We start from the raw sequence: 24,292 nt of genomic DNA, 5'->3' as shown, positions 1-24,292 counted from the left end.
CCGGTGCGGACGAGGCGGTCGCGTCGGTCATGGCGGCGCGAGAGGGGCTCATGGCACGCGCCTGGAGAGGGGCTGCAGGGCCACGCCCCGGTCGGGGTCTTCGAACTCACCCGGAACGCGGCGGCGGAGCCGACCACGGCCCCGTAGAATCTCCTCCCGTGGCTCTTACTATCGGAATCGTGGGACTGCCCAACGTCGGCAAGTCCACCCTGTTCAATGCCCTCACCCGCGCCGAGGTCCTCGCCGCGAACTATCCGTTCGCGACCATCGACCCCAATGTCGGCATGGTGCCGCTGCCCGATCCGCGGCTCGGCGAGCTCGCCGAGCTCTTCCACAGCGAGAAGGAGCTCCCGGCGACCGTGTCGTTCGTGGATATCGCGGGCATCGTCAAGGGCGCCAGCGAAGGGGAGGGCCTGGGCAACAAGTTCCTCTCGAACATCCGGGAGGCCGACGCGATCTGCCAGGTCACCCGGGCCTTCTCCGACCCCGACGTGACCCGGGTCGAGGGCTCCAGCGACCCCTCCGGCGACATGGAGATCATCACCACCGAGCTGATCCTCGCCGACCTCCAGACCATCGAGAACTCGATGCAGCGCCTGGAGAAGGAGACCAAGCGCGGCGTGCTCGACGCCTCCGTGCTGGAGAACGTCACCAGGGCCAAGGCCCTGCTGGAGACCGGCAAGACCCTGTACCAGGGCGCCGATGCCGCCGACATCGAGACCTCCGCGCTGCGCGAGCTGCAGCTGATGACGACCAAGCCCTTCATCTACGTGTTCAACACCGACGAGGAGGGCCTGGCGGACACCGCGTCGCAGGAGGCGCTGCGGAAGTCGGTCGCGCCGGCCGAGGCGATCTTCCTCGATGCGAAGTTCGAGGCCGAGCTGATCGAACTCGACGACGCCGAGGCCGCCGAGATGCTCGAATCCACCGGCCAGGACGAATCCGGCCTCTCCCAGCTGGCCCGCGTCGGCTTCGACACCCTCGGCCTGCAGACCTACCTCACCGCCGGCCCCAAGGAATCCCGCGCCTGGACCATCCCCCAGGGTGCCACCGCCCCGCAGGCCGCCGGCGTGATCCACACCGACTTCGAGCGCGGCTTCATCAAGGCCGAGATCGTCTCCTTCGACCATCTCATGGAGGCCGGATCCATGGCCGAGGCCAAGGCCAAGGGCAAGGTGCGCATGGAGGGCAAGGACTACGTCATGAAGGACGGCGACGTGGTGGAGTTCCGATTTAACGTCTAGCGTTAATGACGGTGCGCGTTATATACTGATGGCGTGATCAGATCGTTCGGCAGCAAGGACACCGAGCGCATCTGGCATGAGCAGTACGTCAAAGGCGTTGATCGGATGGTGCAACGGGCGGCCTTGCGGAAGCTCGAGCTGATCCATGCGGCGAAGGATGTCGAGGAACTCCGGGTTCCGCCTGGAAACCGCCTGGAGCGTCTTGTCGGCGACCGACGCGGGCAGCACAGCATCCGCGTCAACGCGCAATGGCGTCTCTGCTTCGTCTGGAGAGAGGGAGGTGCGGACAATGTCGAACTCGTCGACTACCACTGAGAGCGACCTGATCGAGCCGATCCATCCTGGAGAGATCCTGATGGAGGATTTCATCGAGGGCTTCGGGATCACGCAGAACAAGCTTGCCGTGTCCATCGGTGTGCCACCACGCAGGATCAACGAGATCGTGCACGGCAAGCGGGGGATCACCGCGGATACGGCGATCCGTCTCGCTCGATACTTCGGGACCTCCGAGGAGCTGTGGATGAACCTGCAGTCGAACTACGAGCTGCGGCTCGAGCGTCGGGCGCTGCGCGACAAGGTTGCTGCGATCACGCCGCTGCAGTTCGCATGACGTTCGTCGGGATGAGCGCGGTCGAAGTCGTCCGTGTCGTCGAATGGCTCGGGTCGAGATCCGCTGTCTACCAGGTCAACGGAGGGTGGGCAGTCGACGCCCTGTACGGTTCGCAGACGCGATCGCACGGGGACCTCGACATCTTCGTCGACGCGACGGTCGTCGATGACCTCATCGCGTGGCTCAAGAGCGCCGGCTACGAGATCGTCGAGGACTGGCGTCCGATCCGTGTGGAGCTTCGCCGGGGCGACCATGCTGTCGACGTGCACCCGATGGAGATCGACGCGAACGGTGATGGTGTGCAGCGCGGATTCGGCGACGACACCTTCGTCCATCGGGAGCGCGAGCGAACCGTCGGCGAGATCGGCGGTCGGACGATGGTCGTCGCATGCGCCGAACGGCTAAGGGAGCTGCGAACCGGATACTCCCTCCGCGCCGAGGACCACCACGATCTAGAGGTTCTTCGGGCGTTGGGCGGTCTCCGTGGCGAGAGGACAGTCGAGACTGCGCACGGTTCTCACGGCGGCGACGTGGTGGACTTCCGATCTGACGTCTGATCCGCAGCGCCAAGGCGCGGGCCGTGAGAATATGCCTCCGACGGCGGCCAACCGGTCAGTTGGACGTGCTGGTGGATAGCGCTGACGGATGCGCTCACTTGCTCTGCGCTGGCTTTGGCGCACGTCTTGGAGGTGTCGGGGCCGACGGCGATCTCTGAGGTTGGTTTGTGCCGGAACGCCGTTGAATTCCGCTTTTCAAACTAGCGTCAGGTGGGGTCCGACGGGCTAGACGGCATCCCGTTGTCTCTGGCCGGTAAGGTTGATTTCGTCCCTCGAGAAGGAGTCTCTGTGGGCGATTTACCTCTCGTTGAGTTAGGCGGCTCTTCCCGGTTCGTGGTGATGGGGAGCGTCGCGTCGTTGGCGTAGAACGGCTCGTGGTCCTGCTGTGATGGGTGTTGTCAAGACATCCACATTCCAGAGGACCACGAGCCTGTGCACGAGAATACTGGTTCGCAGCGGGATGCTGCGAGCACGATCTTCAACCTGCCCAACTACCGCGTCATCGATGCCGTCGACCTGCCCGATGGCAGCCGGCGGGTGGTGATCGCCTCGACCGTCCCGCCGGGCTGTCCGTCCTGCGGGGCGCTCGCGACGCAGGTCCACTCCCGCCGGATGCAGCAAGTCAGGGACGTTCCCGTCGCCGGGGCGACGGTGGTGGTGTGGGCCAAGCGGCGCTGGTTCTGTCTCGAGCCGGCCTGCGCCCGGGGCACGTTCGCTGAGGCCACCGAGCAGATCCCCCGATACGCCCGCTCGACCACCAGGCTGCGCGATCAAGTCGTCTCGGCCGTGATCACCTCCGGCCGGGCAGCTTCCGAGGTCGCCCGGGCCCACGGCGTCTCGTGGTGGCTGGTCCAGGCCGCCCTCAGCGCCGCTGCCGTGGTCCTGACCGACGTCGAGAAGACGTGCGTGACCCGGCTGGGCATCGATGAGCACCGCTACCGGTCAGTGCGCTGGTTCCGCACCGATCAGGGCTCCTGGAGGCGGTTCGAGCCGTGGATGACGACACTGGTCGACCTGGCCACCGGGCAGGTCCTGGGCATCGTCGACGGCCGCGACAGCGCCACCGTCGGGGACTGGCTCGCCCAGCGCTCCGAGGCCTGGCGGGAGCGGATCGAGATCGTCGCGATCGACCCCTCGGCCGCGTTCCGCAAAGCACTACGGACCTACCTGCCCCGCGCCGCGGTCTCGGTCGACAAGTTCCACCTCGTAAAGCTCGGCAACGACATGGTCACCACCATCAGGCAGCGCCTGGCCCGCACCCACCGCGGTCGCCGGGGCCGCAAGGACGACCCGGCCTGGGCCCACCGGATGCTGCTGCTACGCGGCGGCGACACCCTCACCCCGCGAGCCTGGGAGCGGCTCGAGGACGTGTTCCGCACCGATGACCCCACCGACGAGCTCTCCGCCGCCTGGGGCATCAAGGAGCAACTCCGCCGCCTGCTGGCCACCGACACCCTCGCCCAGGCCTGGGACGAACGGATGCGGATGGGCTACTTCGCCCAGATCGCGAACATGCCCGAGGCGACAAAGCTCTACGACACCGTCGTGGCCTGGTGGGACGCGATCGAGGTCCCCATCGTCACCGGCGCGACCACCGCCCGCGTCGAGGCCGCGAACACCGGCATCAAGAACATCAAACGCACCGGCCGCGGATTCCGCAACGCGGAGAACTACCGGATGCGTATCCTGCTGACCAGCGCCGCGAGAACCGTAGCGTGAACACCCTCCACAGCAGGGTCATTCACCACGAACCGCGAAGAGCCAGTTAGGCACTCTGCATCCGGGCGCGAATCCTGCCCATAGGCACGGCGTTGGCTTGATCGAAGAAGGTCTGTTCTCTACCTCCTGAACCGCTGTGCCTCTCCGTAGTTAGTTGGCACTCGCCTACTGCAGCTTCTCGTTATCCCTGCCCAGCCGGTCGAGCCATTCGATGAGGAGCTGGGTCTCTGCCTTACCAAGGACATCTGGTTGTGCTGCGGCGCGCTCGATGGCGGTGGTGAGCGGGTTGTCGGCTCGCATTCCCTTACCGGTGATCGCCGAGATAGCGCCTTCACGGACAGCTTGAGAGAGGGCAGGATCCGGCGCTGCCAGGATGAGCTGTCGCAGGGTGACGCCGATGTTGCTCACGAGGATATGCGCGGCGGCCTGCTCGGAAGGGACGATGAGCCTGCCCTGATCGGCAGCCCTCGCCGTGAGTCCACGCAGGATCTCACTGGGTCGTGACTGGGCGGCTGGCGAGTATCCGGGTCTGACGTTGCCGTACATGAGTGTGTAGAACCCGGGGTTGGTCAGGCCGAATGCGACGTGGGCGTCCCAGCCGGCGCGGATGTCCTGGATGGGATCGCCCGAGGACTCCATCGACGCCTTCTCCCCCAAGTACAGGTCGAACCCGTGCTCGATGACCGCGTCGATCAGTCCCTGCTTGGACCCGAAGAAGTGATACAGCGTGGGCATCTTCACCCCGACGGCGTCGCACACAGCGCGCAGGGAGAACTCCTCCCCGGGGGAGGCGGCGATGAGGTCCGCGGCAGCCGCGATCATCCGCTCCCGTGTATCGCTTGTCGGTGCTCCTGTCATGGTGCTACGTTAGCTCATGTAGCAGACAGATACTGTGGCATATCGAAGATATAGAGGGAGCATCATGGCCGAGCACACACTCGACGGCAAGAACGTGTTGATCGCGGGCGGCGCAAAGAACCTCGGCGGGCTCATCGCTCGCCAGGCGGCGGAGGCGGGCGCGAACGTCGCGATCCACTACAACTCAGACTCCAGCGGCGCCGACGCGGAGCGGACGCTCGCCGCAGTCGAAGCCGCTGGGGGCAAGGGCGTGATCTTTCAGAGCGATCTCACGGTCCCCGCGAACGTGGCCCGCCTGTTCGCCGACGCGGAGGCGGCGATCGGGAAGATCGATGTCGCGGTGAACACGGCCGGCAAGGTGCTGCGCAAGCCGATCATGGAGACCACCGAGGACGAGTACGACTCGATGTTCGACATCAACTCCAAGGCCGCGTACTTCTTCATCCAGGAGGCCGGGAAGAACCTCGCCGACGGCGGCAAGATCATCACCATCGTCACCGCGCTGTTGGCTGCGTTCACGGATGGCTACTCCACCTATGCCGGTGGTAAGTCGCCGGTGGAGCACTTCACCCGCGCCGCGGCCAAGGAGTTCTCGGACCGGGGAATCTCCGTCACCGCGATCGCGCCCGGCCCCATGGACACCCCGTTCTTCTACGCCCAGGAGACCCCGGAGCGCGTCGAGTTCCACAAGTCCCAGGGCATGAGCAACCAGCTCACCAAGATCGAGGACATCGCCCCGATCGTCCGCTTCCTCGCCTCCGAGGGCTGGTGGATTACCGGGCAGACCATCTTCGCCAACGGCGGCTACACCACTCGCTGAGCCCGACCCTTCGAGAAGAGGAGCACCTCATGGCAGCATCCACCGTCCCCGAACCCGTGGCCTCGTTCATCGCCGCCGTCAATAGGCACGACGAACAGGCCTTCCTGGACGCCTTCGCTCCTGACGGGGCTGTAGACGACTGGGGCCGCACCTTCAACGGGCGCGAGCAGATCAAGGCCTGGAGCGACAAGGAGTTCATCGGCTCCCACGGCACTCTCGCCGTCGAGGAAGTCGAGACCGCCGGCGACACGATCACCGTCATCGGCGACTGGCGCTCCGACCACGCCAACGGCCGCTCGAAGTTCGTCTTCGACGTCGGCGGCGACAAGCTCGCGAAGATGACGATCCGCGAAGGCTAGAGCCAACACTGGCATCTCGAGCGGGCGTTCAGCCAAAGGGACGCCCGCTCGTTGCTGTCGTCCTCGAGGCCCCGCACAACACACACGAGGTTCGCCAACCATGACTACCTTCCCGCTCGCGCGCACCGGGCACCGTCGATCCGAGGCCGGCCCCGTCGAGCTCTTCTTCGACCTGGTCTACGTCTTCGCCATCATCCAGCTCTCGCACCTGCTCATCGAGCACCTCTCCTGGGAAGGCGCTGCCCAGACCATCGTGGTGTTCGCCGCGGTGTGGTGGGGCTGGAACTACACCGCCTGGGCGATGAACTGGCTGGATCCGAGCCGCACCCTAGTGCAGCTGCTCTCCGGGGTGCTCATGCTTGCCGCACTGGGCATGTCGATCGCCATCCCCAGTGCCTTCGGTGACGGAGCCTGGTTGTTCGTCGGGTGCTACGTGTTCATGGGCATCCTTCGCCCGGTCTTCATGATGATCGCCTACCGCGGCCATCAGCTCGCTGCCAACTACCGCATGCTGCTGCTGTGGACCTTGATGGCCGGCATCTTCTGGGTCCTCGGTGCGGCACTGCCCCTTGAATGGCGGCTGGGTCTCTGGCTAATCGCGGTGCTCATCGACTACGCGGCCCCGCTGGCCCACTACCGGATCCCCGGCATCGGCGCAGCGCCCATGGACCAGTGGGACACGGACGCCGAGCACCTGGCCGAGCGCAACCGTCTCGTCTTCATCATCGCCCTCGGCGAGTCGATCCTGCTCATGGGCGGCAGCATTGTCGCCCAAGGTCAGCTCACTGCGTCGCTCGCCCTGAGCATGCTCGTCGGCTTCGCATCTCTGTTCGTGCTCTGGTGGAACTACTTCGCCCTTGCTGGCCCTGATACCCAAGGCGGCGACTCGTCAACCGGAGCTCTCCGTTCGGCCTATGCCTACGCGCATGCTTTCATGGTCTTGGGCGCGATCCTCGTTGCCGTCTCCATCGAGCTACGGCTCTCCCACGACCACCTCACGCCCGCAATCGTTCTCGTGACGGCCGCAGGTCCGCTCGTATACCTGGCAGGGAACCTCTTGTTCCTCCGGTCCCGATTCGGACGCCTCGCACGGTCCCGATTCATCGCAGCAGCCGTGCTGGTGGGGATCACGATCGCAGCGATGCTGCTGATCGATCACCTGCCGGTGATTGCGTTGAGCGCCGCCGTACTCGCCGTGACGGCTATTCTCGCCGCCCACACCGCGTACACGACATCGAAACAGCCGGCGCTCGATGACTGTGATGACTTGGCAACCTCTACCTGAGATCCTTCTGCGCCCGATCGCGGTGCTCAGGAGCGAGCTACGCGCTTTGCTTTTCAACTGCGATCCCCTGCCATAACTCGCCGACCGCATGGTGGTGAGAATGCTCCTGTGCATCGCCGGTGGCTATGCGCACCTGGTCTCGGCCGTGCACTGTACGAACTGATCAGAGCAACGCGCTGACCCGCGGGATGATTAGCGCTGGCAACCTGGCTACTGATAGTCAGAGGTTGGTCTGTGCCGGAACTCGGTGGAGTTCCGGTTCAATGTGTAAGTGTGGGTCCGGTTCGGACGCGTGATGCTGCGGCATAGCCAGCGAGGTGGCTGACTTCTCCGCAGGTCAACCGTCTGTGGCTCCGGCGAAGATCGCGGATTCGGCGATTCGTCGTCGGGGCACCGCACAGATGGCCCCGACGACGAATACGCGGTGTCAGGCGGCGACGTCGAGGATCCAGGTCACGCCGAAGCGGTCGGTGAGCATGCCGAATCCGGGACTCCATGACGAGGCGGCGAGTGGTTCGATCACCGTTGCGTCGTCGGTGAGGCCGCTCCAGTAGTGCTGGATCTCATCGAGAGTTTCGCCGCGCACGGACACGAAGGCGGGCTGGTCGGTGATGGTCATCCCGTTCTCGCGGGTCGTCGTGCCGGCATGATCCGCGGATCCGCCCGTCTGGTGTGGGATGTCGTACGCCATCAGCCGGAAGCCCGATGGCGAAGCGAGCATGCCGAATACCAGCCCGCCTGCGCCGGACGCATCGGCGGGCATGCCGAAGTCGGCATACGAGGAGGCGGTGATGTCGCCGCCGAACACCGACCGGTAGAAGTCGAGCGCCGGGCGGGCATCGCCGCGGAAGTTCAGGTGCGTGGTGGTGATGATGCTCATGGTTCAGCTCCTTGAGAGTTCTTCGCCGGGCCGTCCCGGCGTCAGATCACGATCCACGCCAACTAGGTCAGCTTCTGTCCGCAACTCGATCTACAGTGGTTTCATGGCCGAACAGACATACCGCCTGCTGCAACTCCTCTCGCTCCTGCAGGCGCGCCGCGACTGGTCGGGGCCCGAAATCGCCGGGCGGCTCGAGGTGAGCGAGCGCACTGTACGTCGCGACATCGAGCGGCTGCGGGCGCTGGGATATCGGGTCGGCGCGCTCACCGGCCCGGACGGCGGTTACCGCCTCGAAGGCGGGGCCGACCTGCCGCCGCTGCTGTTCGACGACGATCAGGCGGTCGCCCTGGCGATCGCTCTCGAGTCCAACGTCTTTCCGGGAAGCGGCATCGAAGAGGGGGCGGCGCGCGCACTAGCCACGCTGCGCCAGGTGCTGCCGAGCCGGCTGCGGCATCGGCTCGACGGCATGCCGGTCACGTCACTGTCGGCGCGCCCCGGCGATAGTCCTCCGCCCGTCGTACCGCCCGAGGTCCTCGTCGAGCTGTCGGCCACGGTCCGCGACTGTCGGATCCTCCGTGTGGACTACAGCAGAGCGGACACGACGCTCGAGCGGAATCGCCTGGAGCCTCACGGTCTCATTACCCTAGGTGGGCGCTGGTACCTGCTCGCGTGGGACCTCGACAACGATGGCTGGCGCACGCTGCGTGTGGACCGCCTGGTGCTGCGCCCTCCGCATGGGGCGCTTTTCACCCCGCGGGCCATCCCTGGCGGCTCCGTTGCCGCGTTCGTCTCGGCGCGTTTCAAAGGCTCGGACCACGTCGATCGCTGGCCGTGCGAGGGGGCAGTGGTCCTCGATCTGCCGGCGCGTGGCGTTCATCCCTTCGCCGGTGACGGAACCGTCGAGGAGCTCGCCGACGAGCGGTGCCGACTGCGCGCCGGGTCGTGGTCATGGGGCGCTCTTGCCGCTGCGTTCCTCCGTTTCGAGGCCGATATTGACGGCGTCGAGCCTCCTGCTCTCGCTGAGGCGTTCGCCGTTCTCGCGCGCCGCGCACACATGGCGAGCGAGGTGGGGGCATGAGACGTGGGCCGGGGACTCCTGGCGGGTCAGCCGAGCGTCCGGCCGTCTTCTTCCGTGACGCCGGTGAGTTCCGCGCGTGGCTTGAGCGCTATCACGACACCGAGAGCGAACTGTGGATGGAGCTCCGCCTCGCCCATGTCCCTGATCGCGGCCTCACCTGGGCCGACGCGGTGATCGAGGCACTGTGCTTCGGGTGGATCGATTCGGTGTCGCAGAGGATCGACGACGATTCACGTCGCCAGCGCTGGTCGCCGCGCAGGCACCGAAGCACGTGGTCGAACGTGAACATCGCGCATGTCGAGCGGCTGACGTCGCAGGGGCGTATGCATCAGGCTGGAATCGCGGCGTATGAGCGGCGTTCCGCTGATCGATCCGGTGTCTACACGCATGAGAACGCCGAGGCGGGGATCGCTCCTGCGTTGCAGGCGATCATCGATGCGTCGCCGCGGTCCGTTGCGTTTCTCGACGCGGCGACACCGGGGTACCGCAAGGCCGTCCACCACTGGATCATGTCCGCGAAGCAGTCTGACACGTGGGAGCGGCGGACGCATCAACTCGTCGCGTGCTGCGAGGCCGGTGAGCTGATCCCGCCCCAGCATCACGGGCGCGCCCCGGCATGGCTGGCGCGCTCGGTCGCGGCCGCGGCGAGAGTGAATGAGTGACGTGTCCCCTTCTTTCGGCGTCGTCCCGGCCAAGGCGGGGTGGGCGTCCGATGCGCGGTCGCGTCTCCGCTCGCGCCGTCGTGCTCGCTCACGCAGGGAACGCCACGCCCGCTAGTCGCTCCGATGTCTCCCATGTCCGCGCCGCCTCCTGCGCACGTGTGAGCCGGGAGTAGAGCGGTTGCTCAGCCGGCGCTCCGCCGAGATGCAGGAACCCGCGAGGGCCGTACAAGGACCCGCCGTGCGCGTTGGGAGATGTCGCGGCGAGCAGGGCGGGGAGTTGGGCACTCTCGACCGTTCCGAAGAGAACTCCGCGGGCGGACAGCGTTCGGATGAGTTTCCGGCGTGGGGTTTCGCGGGCGCGCCCCAGGTCGGGTCGTGCCGCGAGCAGGTTCGTCGGCGCGACGCCGGGATGAGCCAGGTTGCTCGAGATGCCCCATCCGGCTTCTCGAGAACGGCGTTCGAGCTCGAGGCCGAACTGTCCGAGCATGATCTTGGACTGGCTGTAGGCAGGGTCCGGGGCGTATCTGCGCTCCCAGTTCAGGTCCTCCCAGTTGATCGAGTGTTGGTTCGCGGCGACGCTGATCTGCGACGTGACGCGGGCGCGTCCGCGCTGCAGAACGGGCAGGAGGTGTGCGACGAGGGCAACGTGACCCAGGTGATTGGTGGCGAGCTGCAGCTCGAACCCGTCGGGGGAGACGCGACGCTCGGGCGGCGTCATGATCCCGGCATTGTTGATGAGGATATGGATCGGATCGCCTTCGTTCAGGACCGTTCGCGCGAAGGCGTCGACAGAGTCGAGTGATGCCAGGTCGAGCGATGCCAGGGAGACGTCTGCTTCGGGGACCGAGGACTTGATGGTGTCGACCGCCGCCTCGCCCTTGCTGGGAGTGCGGACGGGCATGAGGACGGTCGCGCCTGCGGCGGCGAGTTTCCTCGCGATGCCGAGCCCCATGCCGTCGCTCGCGCCGGTGACGATCGCGCGTCGTCCTCGCAGATCGGGGATGGTGATGTCGGGCGCGATGCGGGGCATGAGATCTCCTCGATTGAAGCGAGCCGTCCGTGCCACCCTAATCCGGCATGTGCCTGATTTAAAGTAGGGTGATCGATTGGATCGAGGAGGAGAGATGGAAGATCGACGACGTCCGGGCCGCCCTGCGGCTGACGACGAGACGATCGACGCGGATCACGTGTTGTCCAGCGCCCTCGCGGTGTTCGCGGTGCAGGGTTACGACGCCGTCTCGTTGCGCCGGTTGAGCGCCGAGCTCGGGATGGGGCACACTTTCCTCTCCGACCGCTTCGGATACAAAGAGAAGCTCTGGCAAGCCGCAGTCGAGCATGCGGTGAGTAAGTCGGGACCGCCGGTCGTGGAGGCACTGCGCGCTGATGCCCCGGACGACCTGACGCGGCTCATCGGGGCAGTCAGGGCCATGCACCGTACGGCGTTCGACGAGGCCGGGCTGGCAGCCCTGATCGATCAGGAATCACGTCAGGACACTGAGCGGCTCGCCTACATCTACGACCTGATCCGCCCGGTGAACGACGAACTCCGGGCGATCTTCGAGCGAGTCGTCGCGACCGGGGAGTGCCGGCCGATGCCGTGGTACATGTTCTACTTCCTCGTCACCGCTCCCACGAGCCTCTATGTGCAGCCGCCTCTCGCGGCATTGCTGGGGCGTCCTGGCGACGCGGAGGATCACGAGCTGCTCTCGGAGCTCGTCCTGGGCGGTCTGCTGGCATGACCGGAACCGTCTGCCGACATTCGTCGGCGTTGCGAGCACTGCGCGCCGATCAGACGGAAGGTCAGAAGGGCAGTGTGCAAGTTCCTGCTCGTGATGGCCCTACGTGTGGGCACGTGGTGGAGTTCCGGTTTAACGTCTAGCGTTATTGACGGCATCCGTTATGCACTGGTCTCGTGATCAGATCGTTCGGCAGCAAGGACACCGAGCGCATCTGGCATGAGCAGTACGTCAAGCGCGTTGACCGGACGGTGCAGCGGGCGACCTTGCGGAAGCTCGAGCTGATTCATGCGGCGAAGGATGTCGAGGACCTCAGGGTCCCGCCGGGCAACCGCCTGGAGCGTCTGGTCGGCGACCGACGCGGGCAGCACAGCATCCGCGTCAATGCGCAATGGCGTCTCTGCTTCGTCTGGAGAGAGGGAGGTGCGGACAATGTCGAACTCGTCGACTACCACTGAGCGCGACCTGATCGAGCCGATCCACCCGGGAGAGATCCTGATGGAGGATTTCATCGAGGGCTTCGGTATCACGCAGAACAAGCTTGCCGTGTCCATCGGTGTGCCGCCGCGCCGGATCAACGAGATCGTGCACGGCAAGCGGGGGATCACTGCTGATACGGCGATCCGTCTGGCGCGCTACTTCGGAACGTCCGAGGAGCTCTGGATGAATCTGCAGTCGAACTACGAGCTCCGGCTTGAGCGCCGTGCACTGCGCGACAAGGTTGCCGCGATCACGCCGTTGCAGGTCGCATGACCGGGCGTCTCATCGTGATCTCCGGTCTTCCCGGAGTCGGAAAGACATGCGTTGCTGAGATCGCCGCCGCGCGCACAGGCTCGGTGCACCTGTCCATCGATGCGGTCACCGACTGGGCGTATGCAGGTCGCCTGACGTCAAAGGTTGTTCGGCTGCGGAACTCGGTGGAGTTCCGCTTCCCTGTGCAGTGGGGCCGCATCCCGCGACCAGCTCGGGAGTCATCGATGTCCCCACCGAGCGCGGAGGCATCGCCGGAGCATGCGGCGGCCCTCAGAAGAGAGGCCACGGCACCGCCGGCATCTCACCGCTCGGCGCCGGGAACCGCCCTGCCGCGCGCAGCTGGGCACAGCGCGCGGCGAGCGAGGCGATCTCCTCCGCGCTGAGCAGGTCCGTCAGGCGTCGGCCCAACTCGCCGTGCAGCCCGTTGGTGACACGGTCGACGCCGTCGCGCTCCTCGGTGGTCAGAGCGTCTCCCAGCCATCCCCAGAGGACTGTGCGGAGCTTGTCGTCGCGGTGGAGGGTGAGCCCATGGTCGACGCCGTAGCGATGTCCGTCGGCCATGGCGAGGATGTGGTCGCCCTTGCGATCGGCGTTGTTGACGATCAGGTCGAACACCGCCATGCGTCGGAGCGGCGGCGTGTCCTCATGGGCGAGGGTGATCCTCTGCCCGTCCTGGTCCTGTCCCTCGAGAACGCTTCTCCAGCCCGTCGCGGGCAGGTGGTCCGTCGCGATCAGGTCCACGGCGCGCTGGGTGGGATCCTGCTCCTGCCAGAGCTGCACCATCCCTTCGCCCATCGGGCCGTCTCGCATCCAGGTGCGCGGCACGACGCCCCATCCGAGGGTCTGGGAGATCAGGTAGGCGGCCATCTCCCGGCGGGCCAGCGTGCCGGCGGGGAAGTCCCAGAGCGGGGCCTCACCCGCCACCGGCTTGTAGACGACCACCGCGTCACCGACGCTGCCCAGGAACGTCGCGTTGGACGCCGTCGTGATGCGGCCGGTGAGCGTCAGATCGGCGGTCGCCAGGTCCGTCGCGGTCATCAGAACCCGGGAATGGTGCAGATGTGACCGTCGGGGTCGATGGGATAGCCGCAGAGCGTGCACAGGGGACGCCCGGCGTCCACGACCTCCAGGGTGCGCTGGGTGAACGCACGGGCAGCGCCGACCGGCATCCTCACCCGCAGCATCTCGGACTCCACCTCAGCGCCTCGGTCGAGCTCGTCGTCGTCGAGGAGGAGGGGGTGTGCCTCGATGATCACCTGCGCTGTGGTCGGGTCCCATCCGATGCCGATGGTTCCTGCGCGGAACTGCTCCTGGACGGCTTCGAGCTGATCGTTGTCGACGAGCTCGACGGGAGTGCCGGTGGGAACGCTGTAGCGGTTGCCCTCGACGGCGATGAGCTGGTCGAGGATCTCGTCGATCCTCTGCGCGAGCAGAGCCGACTGCTGCTTCTCGAGTGCGATGCTCACGATCTGTGCCCCTGCGCGCGCCTGCAGGTAGAACGTCCGGGCTCCCGGACGCCCGACCGTCCCGATGACGACCCGGTCCGGCCAGTCGAACTCGTGAACATGTGCAGGTGCGTCGGTCATGTGACGATCCTAGGCGTTCGGCTGTCTGCGTCGGATGTGCCTGCACCGCCGCCGTCCGCGTCGGGCGCCCTGGCGCTGCCGTCCGCGTCGGGCGTGCCGGCACCGCCGCCCACGGGCGCGTCGCCGGAGGCGATCGCCTGTGCGAGCCAGGACAGGTCACCGGAATCCGTGTTGGTCGCCGAGACCCGCGGCCGGCTCGCGCCATAGCTCACGATCGACACGGAGGCGGGGCCCACCTCGAGCCGCTGGAAGACGTCGAGGTGCATGCCGAGCGCGTCGGCCAGGATCGACTTGATGATGTCGCCGTGGCTCACCGCCACCCACACCGCGCCCGGTCCGTGCTCGGCCTCGACGGCGGCATCGTGGCGTCGGATCGCTGCCACCGCCCGGGCCTGCATCCCCGCCATGGACTCGCCACCGGGGAAGACGGCGGCGGAAGGCTGTGACTGCACGACCCGCCACAGGTCCTCGGTCGCGAGATCGCTGAGCTGGCGCCCCTGCCACTGGCCGTAGTCGCACTCCATGAGCTCGGGCTCGACCGACGAGGGCGGTGCGCCCTTCTGGCGCTCGACGATGGCTCCGGCGGTCTCCGTGCAGCGCTCGAGGGGGCTCGAGACGACCCCGACCACGGGCGCGGCCGCGATCCTGTCCCCGGTCAGCGCCGCCTGCTTCCGTCCGAGCTGGTCCAGCCTGACGCCGGCGGTCCGCCCAGCCAGCTGTCCCGTCGCATTGGCCGTGGTGCGGCCGTGCCGCACGAGGAGTACTGTCGCCATCCCACCAGCCTAACGACGCGGTCGAGCTCGATGGCCGCGCCATGGCGCTGCTCTTGACGGTGGCACGGCCCTGATGAGCACGGCGCGGGACGCGATCGAGCGCACCCTGCAGATAGCCGGTGAAGCCGCGAACCATCTGGGCTGCACCGGGCGATTCGTTCCCGGCAGTCGGAATGGGTCTCCGAGTCCGGCGACGTCCTGCCGCAGCGGCCTGGTTCAGGCTCCTTGCCTCACGGGGCGCCTGTTCGAAGACGACGTCTCGGTGGCGGCCCCGTGCGTCGCTGGTGCGAGGGCGAGGATCAGGAGCGAGGCGCAGATGCCCGCGAGCCCGGCCCAGCCGATGACGGGCAGGCGCTCTCCGACGATGACCACGGCCAGGACGGCGGCGACGGCGGGCTCGGCCAGGGTGAGCGTCGTCGCGGTGCTTGCGGAGACATGCGTGAGGCCGTACCCGAAGAGCAGATATCCCAGGAACATCGGGATCAGCGCCATGTAGGTCCCGACCGTGAACGCCTGAGCCGAGGCGACGAGCGGTGCGCCGGTGAGCAGGAGCACGGGCATCAGGGCGATGCCGCCCAGGCCGAAGACAGCACCCATCGCTGCCGCGCGCCCGACGCCGCGGTTCATGAGGCGGTGAGCGCTCCACGAGTACAGGGCGTACGTCGCTCCGGCGACCAGGCCGAGGACGATACCGGCGACCGTGGGGAACGCCTCGCTCGGCGCATCGTGCATCTTCGCAACGCACAGCAATGTGCTCCCCGCGATGCCGAGCGCCGCTGCGAGCATCCACCAGCCGCTGAGCCTGCGTCGCTCGATCACCCGTTCCAGAAGGCCCGAGGCGATCGGGGCAGAGCCGAGGGACACGACCGTGCCGACCGCGACGCCAGCCAGATGCATCGAGCTGTAGAAGGCCAGCGGGTAGATCAGCACGGCTGCGGCTCCGGCGAGCACTGTCCCACGTTGCGAAGACAGTGCGGGACGTTCCCGGCGGAGCGAAGGGGCAGCGATGACCGCCTGCAGGATGCCGCCGATGCCGAGCGCTGCCGCGCCCATGGCCAGCGGCCCGACTGACGGTGCGAACGTCGCCGCGGTCCCCGTGGTGCCCCACAGGAAGGCGGCAACGAGCACCGCGAAGATGCCGGTGAGGGAGCCTCGCTTCACAGTGCGGCCAGCATCCGTGATGCGATGGCCCGGGCGTGCTCCAGGCGCGCAGGGGTGCCCTCGAGACCGGCCCGTGCGACGGCTCCTTCGAGGAGGAAGCTGAAGTGCTCGGCCAGCTCCAGCGCCTCGGCCTCGGTGACCACGGCTTCCAGTGTTTCGAACAGGATCCGCTCCACCTGCTCCTTGTGTCCGCGCACGGCGTCACGCGCGGGGTGTCCCGCGGGAAATTCGGCGGCCGCATTGAGCAGCCCGCATCCTCGGTAGCCGTTGTCGTGGCCGTCGTTCGCGTGGTCGATGTAGGCGTCGAAGACCGCCAGGACCCGGTCCGTGGCTGTCGAAGCTTTCGCAGAGCGCTCCCGATGCAGGTCGAGCCACTCCTCATGGCGGGCGTCGACGTAGGCGCTGACGAGCTCTGCCTTCGATGAGAAGTTGTTGTAGAGGCTCTTCTTCGCGACTCCGGCCTCGGAGGTGATCGTGTCGATCCCTGTTGCATGCACGCCGTCGTCGTAGAACCGCCTCGACGCGGCGACGAGCAGCCGCTCCCTTGCTCTTCCCATGTCCACCTTGCCTTCGAGCGATCTAGGTAGGCCAGTCTACCTACCACCGTTTCTCGTGTCGACTCGAGGTCTCGAGGGCCTGGACGCGGAGAAGAGAAAGGCTGTTCAGCATCCGCGGCTGCGCTGGTCGGCCGCCGGCTTCGCGCGGGGCCGGTGAATGAGGTTGCTAACCGTGGGCACGTGGTGGAGTCCCGCTTCACCGCGTGGGACCACCATCATGGTGTGCCTGATTCGAAGGCCTCGTACGGTGGCCCAAGGCCCATTGGAGGACCCGCGCTCGGCACTTCACCTCACCACCCGGAACCTCCCGCGTAGCATCACGGCCATGGCCACCGTCTATGCATACGGGCCGCTGGGTGCCGGACACGTCAATCCGACCCTCGGCATCGTGACTGAGCTGGTCCGGCGTGGGCACCAGGTGACGTACTGGGCCCCGCAGATGTTCGCCGAACGCATCATCGAGACCGGCGCCCGGTTCGAGCCGGTCACCTCCACCTGGGAGCAGCTCGAGGGCGGCCCGCCGCAGATGCATGGCAAGGAGCTCATCGGGGCCATGGGGCTGCTGCTGGACGAGACGGCGGCCATGGTGCCTCGGCTCATCCACGCGCCACCTCCCGACCTCGTCCTGCACGATGGCACACTCGCCTGGTGGGGGAGGGTCCTGGCGCATCACTGGGATGTATCGGCGGTCGAGACGTGGCCGAACTTCGTGGGCAACGAGCACTGGTCGATGAACGCCTACACCAAGATCAACCCGCTGAGCCCGCGGTTCCTGTGGCAGATTCTCCGGATCGGACGCTACCTGCGCAGCCAGGGCATCCGTGACATCGGCAGTTTCATGCAGGGCAAGCTGGCCGCAGCGCGGCTGGTCACCATCCCGCGCGCCTTCCAATACGCCGGCGACACCTTCACCGGCTGGGACTTCGTGGGACCAGCCCTGACCCAGCGGTCCTTCCAGACTGACTGGACCCCTCCTGCCGGCGACCTTCCCGTCCTGCTCGTCGCGCTGGGCACCGGCTACAACGCCCAGCCCGACTTCTTCCGGATGATGATCTCCTCGGCCGCTGCCCGCCCGTGGCACGTGGTCCTCGCGATCGGCGACCAGGTCGACCCCGACGGTCTCGGGTCGGTCCCGGACAACGTCGAGGTCCATGAACAGGTGCCGCAGCTCGCCGTTCTTCGCCATGCGCGCGCCTTCGTCACGCACGCCGGAATGGGCAGCACGATGGAAGGAATCGACCATCAGGTCCCGATGGTGGCGGTGCCGCAGATGGCCGAGCAGCGCGCGAAAGCCGATCGGATCGCCGAACTCGGACTCGGCCGGGCACTGAGCCCCGAGAACCTCGACGCCTCGTCGCTCTGGGCAGCGGTGGACGCAGTGGCCGAGGACCCCGACGTGCACCGACGACTGGCTCGGATGCGCGAGGAGTGCGTCGCAGCCGGCGGCGCTCCCAGGGCGGCCGAGGTGATCGAGCAGGTGTTGGACACCCATGGGACCGACTCGCGGACTGATCGATGACCGGCTCACGCTGCTGCCGTCGTCGCCACCACTGTCGGAGTCGCGATCCAGAGGACAGCCATCTCTGTCGGAACTCGGTGGAAGGGAGATTCATAGTGCGACGTTGTCGGCGCAGCATCCGCTGGCCGGGCCGTCTCCGGTTGCGCAGGCGAGTCCGCGGCAATCCGTGAGAGGCTGGGATTCGTGTCCCTCCCGGTGCCGACGTTGCACACCGACCGTCTGTTGTTGCGGCCGTTCCTTGACGCCGACGGCGAGGATCTCTATGCGCTGCAGAGCAATGCTCAGGTGATGCGCTTTTGGGACTCACCGCCGTGGACGGACCGATCCCGCATCGAGCGATTCTTGGCAGGATGCCGCCAGATGTCCGATGACGGGTCGGGCGTTCGCATTGCCGTCGCCCGTCGCTCGGATGAGCGTTTCATCGGGTGGTGCACTCTGACTGCTCGGTCGTGATCGGTGAGGGGATGCCGATCGGCCGGCCGCCCTCGTCGACCTGTCCCCAACTGGTCGTCGAGGACATCGACGCCGCGGTCGCCGCGCTGACCGCACGGGACGTCCCCATCAGTGCCGTCCAGCAGCTCGGCCCCGAGGGCATGCCGGGGTCCCGCTTCGCGTTCTTCGAGGATCCGGACGGTTATCCGTGGTCGCTGCAGGAGATGTGATGCCACGGGCGCGGGCGTCGGGACCGGGGCATCCGTCCTGTTCGTCGCAGAGTGCGTCGCACGAGGAAGCACGCGGCGACGGCGACCGAGCGCAGGCCACGACATCGAGGACCCGCTGATGCAGAAGATCCGGTACATGGACAAGGTCGTCGACGAGCTGGCCCGCGGCAAGGCCGTGAAGAAGATCCAGCGCTCCTGAGCCCCCGACTCCACGGCGAGACGGCCCCGGCCCTGTCGCGCGTCGCGAGCTCTCCGCTCGCGACCGGCGACGCACCGTGCTCGGCATCGGAGACCGACTTCTGACCCTCCCTTCAATGTCAGACATGCGTAGTACAATGAGTGTCATGCAGGCCATCAACAAGCGCGAGCTCAACCAGCACACCGCGGCCGTGCTCGCGCGGGTCACTGACACCGACGATGTCGTGGTGACCGAGCGAGGCACGCCGCGCTGGAGGGTCAGCACGGTCCGAGAGCAGGACACAGCATTGGTCCGGCTCGAACGCGAGGGGCGATACACGCCGCCCGCGTCGACGCCCGCGCCCTGGCCCAGCCACCCAGGTGGAAGGGCGTACGCCGAGGGCGAGGTCGACGCGCTGCTCGACGAGATGCGCGGGAATCACTGACTCGTGACCGCGCACATCGTCTACCTCGATTCCTCGGTCGCGCTCCGCACGATCCTGGACGTTCCCGAGCGTGCCCGGCTGCAGTCGTGGATGCAGACTCCCGGGACGACGCATGTCTCCTCCCGCCTCCTGCGGACCGAGGTGGTCCGGGTCCTGCGACGCGACGGCAGTTCGCTCGCGGACGGGACGGCGCTTCTCGATCGTGTGGGCATGCTCGAGATCAGCCGGGAGACCCATACGGTGGCGGAGTCGATCGAGCGGCACGTCAGGACTCTCGACGCTCTCCACCTGGCGACGGCGCTCCTGGTCGGTGCTCCGCTCACGGTCGCCAGTCACGACACGACGATGAAGACGGTTGCCGAACACCTGGGCTTGTCGGTCATGGACCCGGTGGCGGAGTTCTGACGCGCAGGCCGCGAGCCCCCGCAGCTCAGCGAGCCGCCCCCGCCAGCTGCTCGGCGATACTGCGCGGCTCCCGTCCGAGGAGCCGGGCGAGCGTGGAATCCGTGCGTGCGAAATGGCCGCTGCGGGTCGCCTGGAACATCGAGAGCGTGAAGCGTGCGGCCGCTTCCGGCACACCGTTCTCGGTCTCCCCGGCGACCCACTGCTCGTCCTCGACGACAAGTCGCTCGACGTGACGCCCGGTGAGCTCGGAGGCCGCCGCGGCGAAGTCCGCGAGAGTGACCGGAGAGGACGGCGTCAGCTCGACCGGCCCCTCGAGCGGGGCGTCCCCGGTGAGGATCGTCGCGGCGGCCTCGGCGGCATCGCGCCGATCGACCCAGGTGAACGGGCCGTCGGCGGGCTTGGCGATCGCTCCGGTGCTCTGCCACGGGCCGAGCAGCTGCCCGAGGTCTCCGTAGAAGCCGTTGCGCAGCGCGGTCCAGGCAACGCCTGAGGCGGCGAGGTGCGCCTCCGTGGCCGCATGGATCGAGAGCGGCGGGTAGGGGGTGTCGACACCGGTCCCATGGGCGCTGGTGTACAGGATCCGTTCCGCGCCGGCGGCGACGGCGGCATCGATCGCCGTCCGGTGCTGCGTGACGACGTCCGCCGTGACGTCGCTCGAGGAGACCAGGAGCACCTGCTCGGCGCCGGCGAACGAGTGGCGCAGGGCGGCGGGGTCGTCGTAGCTGCCCCGTCGCACGCGGACACCCTGGTCGGCCAGATGCTTCGCGCGGTCGGGGTCGCGGACGCTGACGCCGATGCGGGCGGGGGGAACCTGCGTCAGGAGGTGGTCGACCGTGGCCCCGTTGAGGGTGCCGGTCGCTCCGGTCACGATGATCATGAGGGTGTCCTTCCGGTGGGGCGGCGTCCGGGTCCTGTGCTGTCGCGGGAGCGGGGTGGACGACGCGGATGGTGCGGTGCGCGCAAATTGACCCATGGGGTCAACTTGTGATCGGGTACGATCGTGCACGAATCTGACCCGCCGGGTCAAGTTGTCCTGTCCGTCATGGAGTGGTGTGTGACCAGTGCCGAACCCTCGCCGGCGTTGCGCGTGGATGCCCGCCGCAACGTCGACCGGATCCGTGCCGCCGCGGTGGAGGTGTTCCGCGAGCAGGGGCTCGCTGCACCGCTCGAGGAGGTCGCTGCGGCGGCTCGCGTGAGCAAGGCGACCATCTTCAATCGTTTCGGGGGGCGCATCGGCGTGATCGACGCCGTTCTCGACGACCTCGTCGCAGCAGAGCTGCGGGACATCGTCGACGATGCGCGGTCGATCGCCGAGATCCGGGAGCGGATCTGCTCCTACGTCGGAGCGATCCGGGATCTGCAGTACCGGCTGCCGGCGGTCAACGACGTGCTGCTGCAGGAGTTCCCCGATTCCGAGCAGCTCATGAACCTGTGCCATGTCGCGGGAGCTTTCCACGACGAACTGGTCACGGACGGGCGTGCCGCCGGCGTCCTGGCGCCCGGATTCACGCCGGGCGACTTCCAGGCTCTGACCCGTGACAACGCCCTGGCCCTCAAGCACGGCGGGAGGCCGGCCCGGACGGATTACGATCGCCGCACCGTATTCGTGCTCGGCGGGATCTGCCGCGCCGCGCGGCCATCGGCCGGGCCGGCCGACGGCGCGAGATCCCCTTCGACGTCGCCGACGGCGGGCGCTGGTTGAGCGGTCGGGAAAGAGGCGACGGGGATGACGTGGGTGCAGGGACTGCTCGGAGTGCTCGTCGCCGCGAAGAGAGTTCTGGTGAGGTGGGGCCGCGAGGGCGGGTGAGGGCCGGCCGGCAGCAGTGGGTCAGCGAAGTTCGCTGATGCTGAGGACCGTGCCATCGAGGGCGACGGCGACGCCCTGTGCGCCTCACGCCTCCGGTCCGGCCTCGGCCGCGGCGCGCGCCGGATCGACCAGGCGGCGCATCCCGGCGGTGAAGACGGCGGGATCCGGCATCACGTCCCCGGCGAGCAGGATCAGCCCGGCACCCTGATCCAGCGCGGCCAGCAGTGTGCCGACCTCCGCGGCGCCGAGCGTCTCGTCGTCGGGGCGGGCCTTCCGGGCGATCGCGTCATAGCGGTCCAGGACTGCCGCGAGACGCTGATGCAGCTGCGGGGCGAGCGTCTCGTCGCGGGCCGCGCTGGCGATGAACTCGAGGGTGGCCAGCGCGAAGCCCTGCGTGGCCTCCAGCGGGTACCCCTCCCGCTCCGCCACATCCCACCCGGTCGAGGCCGGGTTGCTCGGCTTCTCGAACGGGTGCCTCGGGTCGGCCTCCGCGAGCTCCAGGTTCTGATCCATGACGGCCAGGAACAGGGCGGATTTGCCGTCGAAGTTCGAGTACACGGCACCTTTCGAGAAGCCGGCCTCGCGCGCGATCCGCTCCAGGCTCGCCGCGTGATAGCCGTCCTCGGAGAACACCGCGCGTGCCGCGAAGATCAGCGCTTCGCGCGTCTGTCGCTGGCGATCCCGGCGGGAGAGGGGATCGGGAAGCTGTGTCATGACTCCAGGGTAGAGCTGCGCGAGTTCTTGACCTACCAGAGGTATCCGAATACTGTCGGTATCTACATACCGATGGTATTCGAGGAGTTGTCATGGACATCGACGTTCTGCGCATCACCGGTCTCACCCGCCGTTACGGACAGGTCATCGCCAACGACGGCATCTCCCTCCGCGTCCGCGCCGGGGAGGTCGTGGGATTGCTGGGCCACAACGGGGCGGGGAAGACCACGGTGGTCTCCCAGGTCGTCGGGCTGCTGAAACCCGGGGCAGGCGACATCCGGGTGGGAGGCACCGACGCCGTGCAGGCTCCCGCCGCCGCACGCCGACACGTCGCCCTGCAGCCCCAGGCGCAGACCCCGATCGACGGGCTCACCCCGCGCTCGGCGATCGAGATCGCCGGCCGCCTCCGCGGACTGTCGGTCCGCGACGCCCGCGCGGCCGCGATCGACCTGGCCGAGGAGCTGGACATCGGACCGTGGCTGGACCGGCGCGCGCTTCCCGAAGGCAGCGGCCTGTCCGGCGGGATCCGACGACTGACCGGCTTCGCCATGGCCGTGGCGGCGCCCACCCCGCTGTTGATCCTGGACGAGCCCACCAATGATATCGATGCCTCCCGGCGCCGCCTGCTGTGGGACGCGGTGCGCCGCCGAGGCGACCTCGGCAGCGGCGTCCTGCTGGTCACCCACAACGTCGCCGAGGCCGAACGGATCGTGGACGAACTGGTCGTCCTCGACCGGGGTCGGCTCGTCGCCGACGGATCACCCGCGCGCCTGCGAGGAACACAGGACAGCGACCTGCGTCTGGAACTGCAGCTGCCACCCGACGGGGCGGATCCGTCCGAGTCGGACCCGCACCTGCCGGTGCTGCGCCGGGTACGCACCGGCAGGCGGATCCTGCTCACCGTCGCTGCCCAGGACGCGGCGGCCGCCGTCTCCTGGGCCACCGCCCAGCACGCCGACGACCGGGTCGAGGGCTTCTCGCTCGCGCCGGCGACGCTCGAGGACGCCTACCTGGCCCTCACCGCGCAGCCCGAGCCCCGGGACGAGATCCACCTCGACACCACCTCGACCCACCGGGAGACCACTGATGCCTGAGTCGACCACAGCCCCGACGACGTCCCCTGCTCCACGACCCGAGCCGATCGCTCCGGTCCAGGTGAGCCCGTGGAGCAGCTTCCGCACCATGATGCGCTGGTCGCTGGCATCGATCGGACCGACGCTGCCTCTCATCGTCGTCATCCAATCCATGCTCGCCGCCGGGATCGTCATCGGATTCGGCTTCCTGATCCCCGACATCACGCCGGACAGCGCCTTGTTCCTGTCCTCCGGCGCGCCGACGATCCTGCTGCTGACCATCGGTCTGGTCATCGTGCCGCAAGGGGTCTCCCGGGTCCGGGCGTCCGGCGCGCTCGACTACCAGCGGGCACTGCCGGTCGCACGGCCGCTGCTGCTGGCGGTCGACCTCGCGGTGTGGACGCTGATCGCACTGCCCGGGGTGGCGATCGGGCTCCTCGTCGCGTGGCTGCGCTACGACCTGACCTTCTCCTTCGACTGGCCGCTGCTGATCCTCGCCTCGCTGTTGGTCACGACGATGGCCACCGCGGTGGGATACGCGATCGCGGTGACCTTCCCCGCGATGCTGGCGCAACTGCTCTCCCAGGTGCTGGTGTTCTTCGTCCTGCTGTTCTCACCGATCACGTTTCCCGCGAGCCAGCTGCCGGAATGGTTCCAGTCCGTGCACCGCGTCCTGCCCGTCCAGTCCGCTGCGGATCTCCTGCGGGCCGGGGTCGCCTCCGACGTCTTCACGGCCGAGGTTCGCGATTTGCTGGTCCTGGCGCTGTGGACCGCACTCGGTCTGCTGGTCACCACTCGTGCGCTGGTGCGACGGAAATGAGCAGCGAGCCTCGCGCGGCGGTGCGTGGGTG

At 67.6% G+C, this 24,292-nt stretch carries 31 protein-coding genes and 1 pseudogene; 22 read left to right on the top strand and 10 right to left on the bottom strand.

What is annotated here, in order from left to right:
- The first annotated feature begins 158 nt into the window (after positions 1-158).
- From ychF to JOF44_RS06935, 5 genes are all read left to right on the top strand, one after another.
- Complete coding sequence (ychF, locus tag JOF44_RS06955; RefSeq protein ID WP_209889021.1) at positions 159-1,244, top strand: redox-regulated ATPase YchF; 1,086 nt, start codon at positions 159-161, stop codon at positions 1,242-1,244.
- 33 nt (positions 1,245-1,277) lie between these two features.
- Positions 1,278-1,559 carry a type II toxin-antitoxin system RelE/ParE family toxin gene (locus JOF44_RS06950; protein ID WP_209889019.1) on the top strand — a complete coding sequence of 94 codons (282 nt, stop codon included), beginning with the start codon at positions 1,278-1,280 and terminating at the stop codon, positions 1,557-1,559.
- Positions 1,534-1,854, top strand: coding sequence for a HigA family addiction module antitoxin (locus JOF44_RS06945; protein WP_209889017.1), 321 nt, complete (start codon positions 1,534-1,536; stop codon positions 1,852-1,854). Before JOF44_RS06950 ends, JOF44_RS06945 begins: the two co-directional genes overlap by 26 nt.
- Complete coding sequence (locus tag JOF44_RS06940; RefSeq protein ID WP_209889015.1) at positions 1,851-2,411, top strand: nucleotidyltransferase domain-containing protein; 561 nt, start codon at positions 1,851-1,853, stop codon at positions 2,409-2,411. Before JOF44_RS06945 ends, JOF44_RS06940 begins: the two co-directional genes overlap by 4 nt.
- 432 nt (positions 2,412-2,843) lie before the next feature.
- Entirely contained in the window at positions 2,844-4,130 is a 1,287-nt protein-coding gene (locus JOF44_RS06935; RefSeq protein ID WP_209889013.1) for an ISL3 family transposase, read from the top strand.
- 165 nt (positions 4,131-4,295) lie between these two features.
- On the opposite strand, the gene JOF44_RS06930 is transcribed toward JOF44_RS06935, so the two are convergent.
- Positions 4,296-4,952 (bottom strand): TetR/AcrR family transcriptional regulator, encoded by a 657-nt coding sequence (locus tag JOF44_RS06930; RefSeq protein ID WP_245348882.1) that lies wholly within the window; start codon positions 4,950-4,952, stop codon positions 4,296-4,298.
- A 100-nt stretch (positions 4,953-5,052) separates the two neighbouring features.
- Between JOF44_RS06930 and JOF44_RS06925 the strand changes: the two genes are divergently transcribed.
- The 3 genes from JOF44_RS06925 (at position 5,053) to JOF44_RS06915 (ending at position 7,452) form a co-directional block, all read left to right on the top strand.
- Positions 5,053-5,808: an SDR family oxidoreductase gene (locus JOF44_RS06925; protein ID WP_209889007.1), complete on the top strand. Its 756-nt coding sequence runs from the start codon at positions 5,053-5,055 to the stop codon at positions 5,806-5,808.
- 29 nt (positions 5,809-5,837) lie between these two features.
- The gene (locus JOF44_RS06920) at positions 5,838-6,167 is read left to right on the top strand and encodes a nuclear transport factor 2 family protein (RefSeq protein ID WP_209889004.1); all 330 of its coding nucleotides are present in this window, start codon (positions 5,838-5,840) and stop codon (positions 6,165-6,167) included.
- Positions 6,168-6,267: 100 nt separating this feature from the next.
- The gene (locus JOF44_RS06915; protein ID WP_209889001.1) at positions 6,268-7,452 is read left to right on the top strand and encodes a low temperature requirement protein A; all 1,185 of its coding nucleotides are present in this window, start codon (positions 6,268-6,270) and stop codon (positions 7,450-7,452) included.
- Positions 7,453-7,879: 427 nt separating this feature from the next.
- Here JOF44_RS06915 and JOF44_RS06910 read toward each other — a convergent pair whose 3' ends face one another.
- Positions 7,880-8,332, bottom strand: a complete 453-nt coding sequence (locus JOF44_RS06910; RefSeq protein ID WP_209888998.1) for a VOC family protein — start codon at positions 8,330-8,332, stop codon at positions 7,880-7,882.
- A 103-nt stretch (positions 8,333-8,435) separates the two neighbouring features.
- On the opposite strand from JOF44_RS06910, the gene JOF44_RS06905 reads away from it, so the two are divergent.
- The gene (locus JOF44_RS06905) at positions 8,436-9,410 is read left to right on the top strand and encodes a helix-turn-helix transcriptional regulator (protein ID WP_209888995.1); all 975 of its coding nucleotides are present in this window, start codon (positions 8,436-8,438) and stop codon (positions 9,408-9,410) included.
- A complete protein-coding gene (locus JOF44_RS06900) occupies positions 9,407-10,072 on the top strand; it encodes a YdeI/OmpD-associated family protein (protein WP_209888992.1) in 666 nt (221 codons plus the stop codon). Before JOF44_RS06905 ends, JOF44_RS06900 begins: the two co-directional genes overlap by 4 nt.
- An 88-nt stretch (positions 10,073-10,160) precedes the next feature.
- Here the strand turns inward: JOF44_RS06900 and JOF44_RS06895 are convergent, their stop codons facing one another.
- Positions 10,161-11,102: an SDR family oxidoreductase gene (locus JOF44_RS06895; RefSeq protein ID WP_209888989.1), complete on the bottom strand. Its 942-nt coding sequence runs from the start codon at positions 11,100-11,102 to the stop codon at positions 10,161-10,163.
- 94 nt (positions 11,103-11,196) lie between these two features.
- Here JOF44_RS06895 and JOF44_RS06890 point away from each other — a divergent pair, with 94 nt between their 5' ends.
- The 3 genes from JOF44_RS06890 to JOF44_RS06880 all read left to right on the top strand — a co-directional run bounded on the left by JOF44_RS06890 (position 11,197) and on the right by JOF44_RS06880 (position 12,561).
- Entirely contained in the window at positions 11,197-11,811 is a 615-nt protein-coding gene (locus tag JOF44_RS06890) for a TetR/AcrR family transcriptional regulator (RefSeq protein WP_209888987.1), read from the top strand.
- 173 nt (positions 11,812-11,984) lie between these two features.
- Positions 11,985-12,266, top strand: coding sequence for a type II toxin-antitoxin system RelE/ParE family toxin (locus tag JOF44_RS06885; RefSeq protein WP_130630072.1), 282 nt, complete (start codon positions 11,985-11,987; stop codon positions 12,264-12,266).
- Entirely contained in the window at positions 12,241-12,561 is a 321-nt protein-coding gene (locus tag JOF44_RS06880) for a HigA family addiction module antitoxin (RefSeq protein ID WP_209888984.1), read from the top strand. Before JOF44_RS06885 ends, JOF44_RS06880 begins: the two co-directional genes overlap by 26 nt.
- 270 nt (positions 12,562-12,831) lie before the next feature.
- On the opposite strand, the gene JOF44_RS06875 is transcribed toward JOF44_RS06880, so the two are convergent.
- The 5 genes from JOF44_RS06875 to JOF44_RS06855 form a co-directional block, all read right to left on the bottom strand.
- Entirely contained in the window at positions 12,832-13,599 is a 768-nt protein-coding gene (locus JOF44_RS06875) for an SCO1664 family protein (RefSeq protein ID WP_209888981.1), read from the bottom strand.
- Positions 13,599-14,147 carry a DUF3090 domain-containing protein gene (locus JOF44_RS06870; protein WP_209888979.1) on the bottom strand — a complete coding sequence of 183 codons (549 nt, stop codon included), beginning with the start codon at positions 14,145-14,147 and terminating at the stop codon, positions 13,599-13,601. The genes JOF44_RS06875 and JOF44_RS06870 overlap by 1 nt, the downstream gene beginning before the upstream one ends.
- Complete coding sequence (locus JOF44_RS06865) at positions 14,144-14,920, bottom strand: histidine phosphatase family protein (protein ID WP_209888976.1); 777 nt, start codon at positions 14,918-14,920, stop codon at positions 14,144-14,146. Before JOF44_RS06865 ends, JOF44_RS06870 begins: the two co-directional genes overlap by 4 nt.
- A 216-nt stretch (positions 14,921-15,136) precedes the next feature.
- A complete protein-coding gene (locus JOF44_RS06860) occupies positions 15,137-16,081 on the bottom strand; it encodes a DMT family transporter (protein ID WP_209888973.1) in 945 nt (314 codons plus the stop codon).
- On the bottom strand, positions 16,078-16,638 hold the full coding sequence (locus JOF44_RS06855) for a TetR/AcrR family transcriptional regulator (protein WP_209888971.1): 561 nt from the start codon (positions 16,636-16,638) through the stop codon (positions 16,078-16,080). Before JOF44_RS06855 ends, JOF44_RS06860 begins: the two co-directional genes overlap by 4 nt.
- Before the next feature lie 325 nt (positions 16,639-16,963).
- Here JOF44_RS06855 and JOF44_RS06850 point away from each other — a divergent pair, with 325 nt between their 5' ends.
- From JOF44_RS06850 to JOF44_RS06825, 6 genes and pseudogenes are all read left to right on the top strand, one after another.
- Complete coding sequence (locus JOF44_RS06850) at positions 16,964-18,157, top strand: macrolide family glycosyltransferase (protein WP_209888969.1); 1,194 nt, start codon at positions 16,964-16,966, stop codon at positions 18,155-18,157.
- A gap of 183 nt (positions 18,158-18,340) precedes the next feature.
- Positions 18,341-18,610, top strand: a complete 270-nt coding sequence (locus JOF44_RS06845) for a GNAT family N-acetyltransferase (protein WP_342591693.1) — start codon at positions 18,341-18,343, stop codon at positions 18,608-18,610.
- Positions 18,586-18,819 carry a VOC family protein gene (locus JOF44_RS06840; RefSeq protein ID WP_209896276.1) on the top strand — a complete coding sequence of 78 codons (234 nt, stop codon included), beginning with the start codon at positions 18,586-18,588 and terminating at the stop codon, positions 18,817-18,819. Before JOF44_RS06845 ends, JOF44_RS06840 begins: the two co-directional genes overlap by 25 nt.
- Positions 18,820-18,919: 100 nt before the next feature.
- Positions 18,920-19,018, top strand: a pseudogene (locus tag JOF44_RS06835) (DUF2200 family protein); the annotation flags it as partial.
- A 145-nt stretch (positions 19,019-19,163) separates the two neighbouring features.
- Positions 19,164-19,442, top strand: coding sequence for a type II toxin-antitoxin system prevent-host-death family antitoxin (locus tag JOF44_RS06830; RefSeq protein ID WP_209888967.1), 279 nt, complete (start codon positions 19,164-19,166; stop codon positions 19,440-19,442).
- A 3-nt stretch (positions 19,443-19,445) separates the two neighbouring features.
- Positions 19,446-19,847: a type II toxin-antitoxin system VapC family toxin gene (locus tag JOF44_RS06825; RefSeq protein WP_209888965.1), complete on the top strand. Its 402-nt coding sequence runs from the start codon at positions 19,446-19,448 to the stop codon at positions 19,845-19,847.
- Between the two features lie 25 nt (positions 19,848-19,872).
- Here the strand turns inward: JOF44_RS06825 and JOF44_RS06820 are convergent, their stop codons facing one another.
- On the bottom strand, positions 19,873-20,724 hold the full coding sequence (locus tag JOF44_RS06820; protein WP_209888963.1) for an NAD(P)H-binding protein: 852 nt from the start codon (positions 20,722-20,724) through the stop codon (positions 19,873-19,875).
- Between the two features lie 177 nt (positions 20,725-20,901).
- On the opposite strand from JOF44_RS06820, the gene JOF44_RS06815 reads away from it, so the two are divergent.
- Positions 20,902-21,549 carry a TetR/AcrR family transcriptional regulator gene (locus tag JOF44_RS06815; protein ID WP_342591692.1) on the top strand — a complete coding sequence of 216 codons (648 nt, stop codon included), beginning with the start codon at positions 20,902-20,904 and terminating at the stop codon, positions 21,547-21,549.
- Between the two features lie 189 nt (positions 21,550-21,738).
- On the opposite strand, the gene JOF44_RS06810 is transcribed toward JOF44_RS06815, so the two are convergent.
- Positions 21,739-22,368, bottom strand: a complete 630-nt coding sequence (locus JOF44_RS06810; RefSeq protein WP_209888961.1) for a TetR/AcrR family transcriptional regulator — start codon at positions 22,366-22,368, stop codon at positions 21,739-21,741.
- A gap of 92 nt (positions 22,369-22,460) precedes the next feature.
- Between JOF44_RS06810 and JOF44_RS06805 the strand changes: the two genes are divergently transcribed.
- Both JOF44_RS06805 and JOF44_RS06800 read left to right on the top strand, forming a co-directional pair.
- Positions 22,461-23,462, top strand: coding sequence for an ABC transporter ATP-binding protein (locus JOF44_RS06805; protein ID WP_209888959.1), 1,002 nt, complete (start codon positions 22,461-22,463; stop codon positions 23,460-23,462).
- On the top strand, positions 23,455-24,261 hold the full coding sequence (locus JOF44_RS06800; protein ID WP_209888957.1) for an ABC transporter permease: 807 nt from the start codon (positions 23,455-23,457) through the stop codon (positions 24,259-24,261). Before JOF44_RS06805 ends, JOF44_RS06800 begins: the two co-directional genes overlap by 8 nt.
- Positions 24,262-24,292 lie beyond the last annotated feature (31 nt).

Origin of the sequence: Brachybacterium fresconis, from assembly GCF_017876515.1 — a bacterium.
In the GTDB taxonomy this organism is placed as follows: domain Bacteria; phylum Actinomycetota; class Actinomycetes; order Actinomycetales; family Dermabacteraceae; genus Brachybacterium; species Brachybacterium fresconis.
The sequence above is the reverse complement of the archived record's forward strand: the minus strand, read 5'-3'. Positions and strand labels throughout refer to the sequence as shown.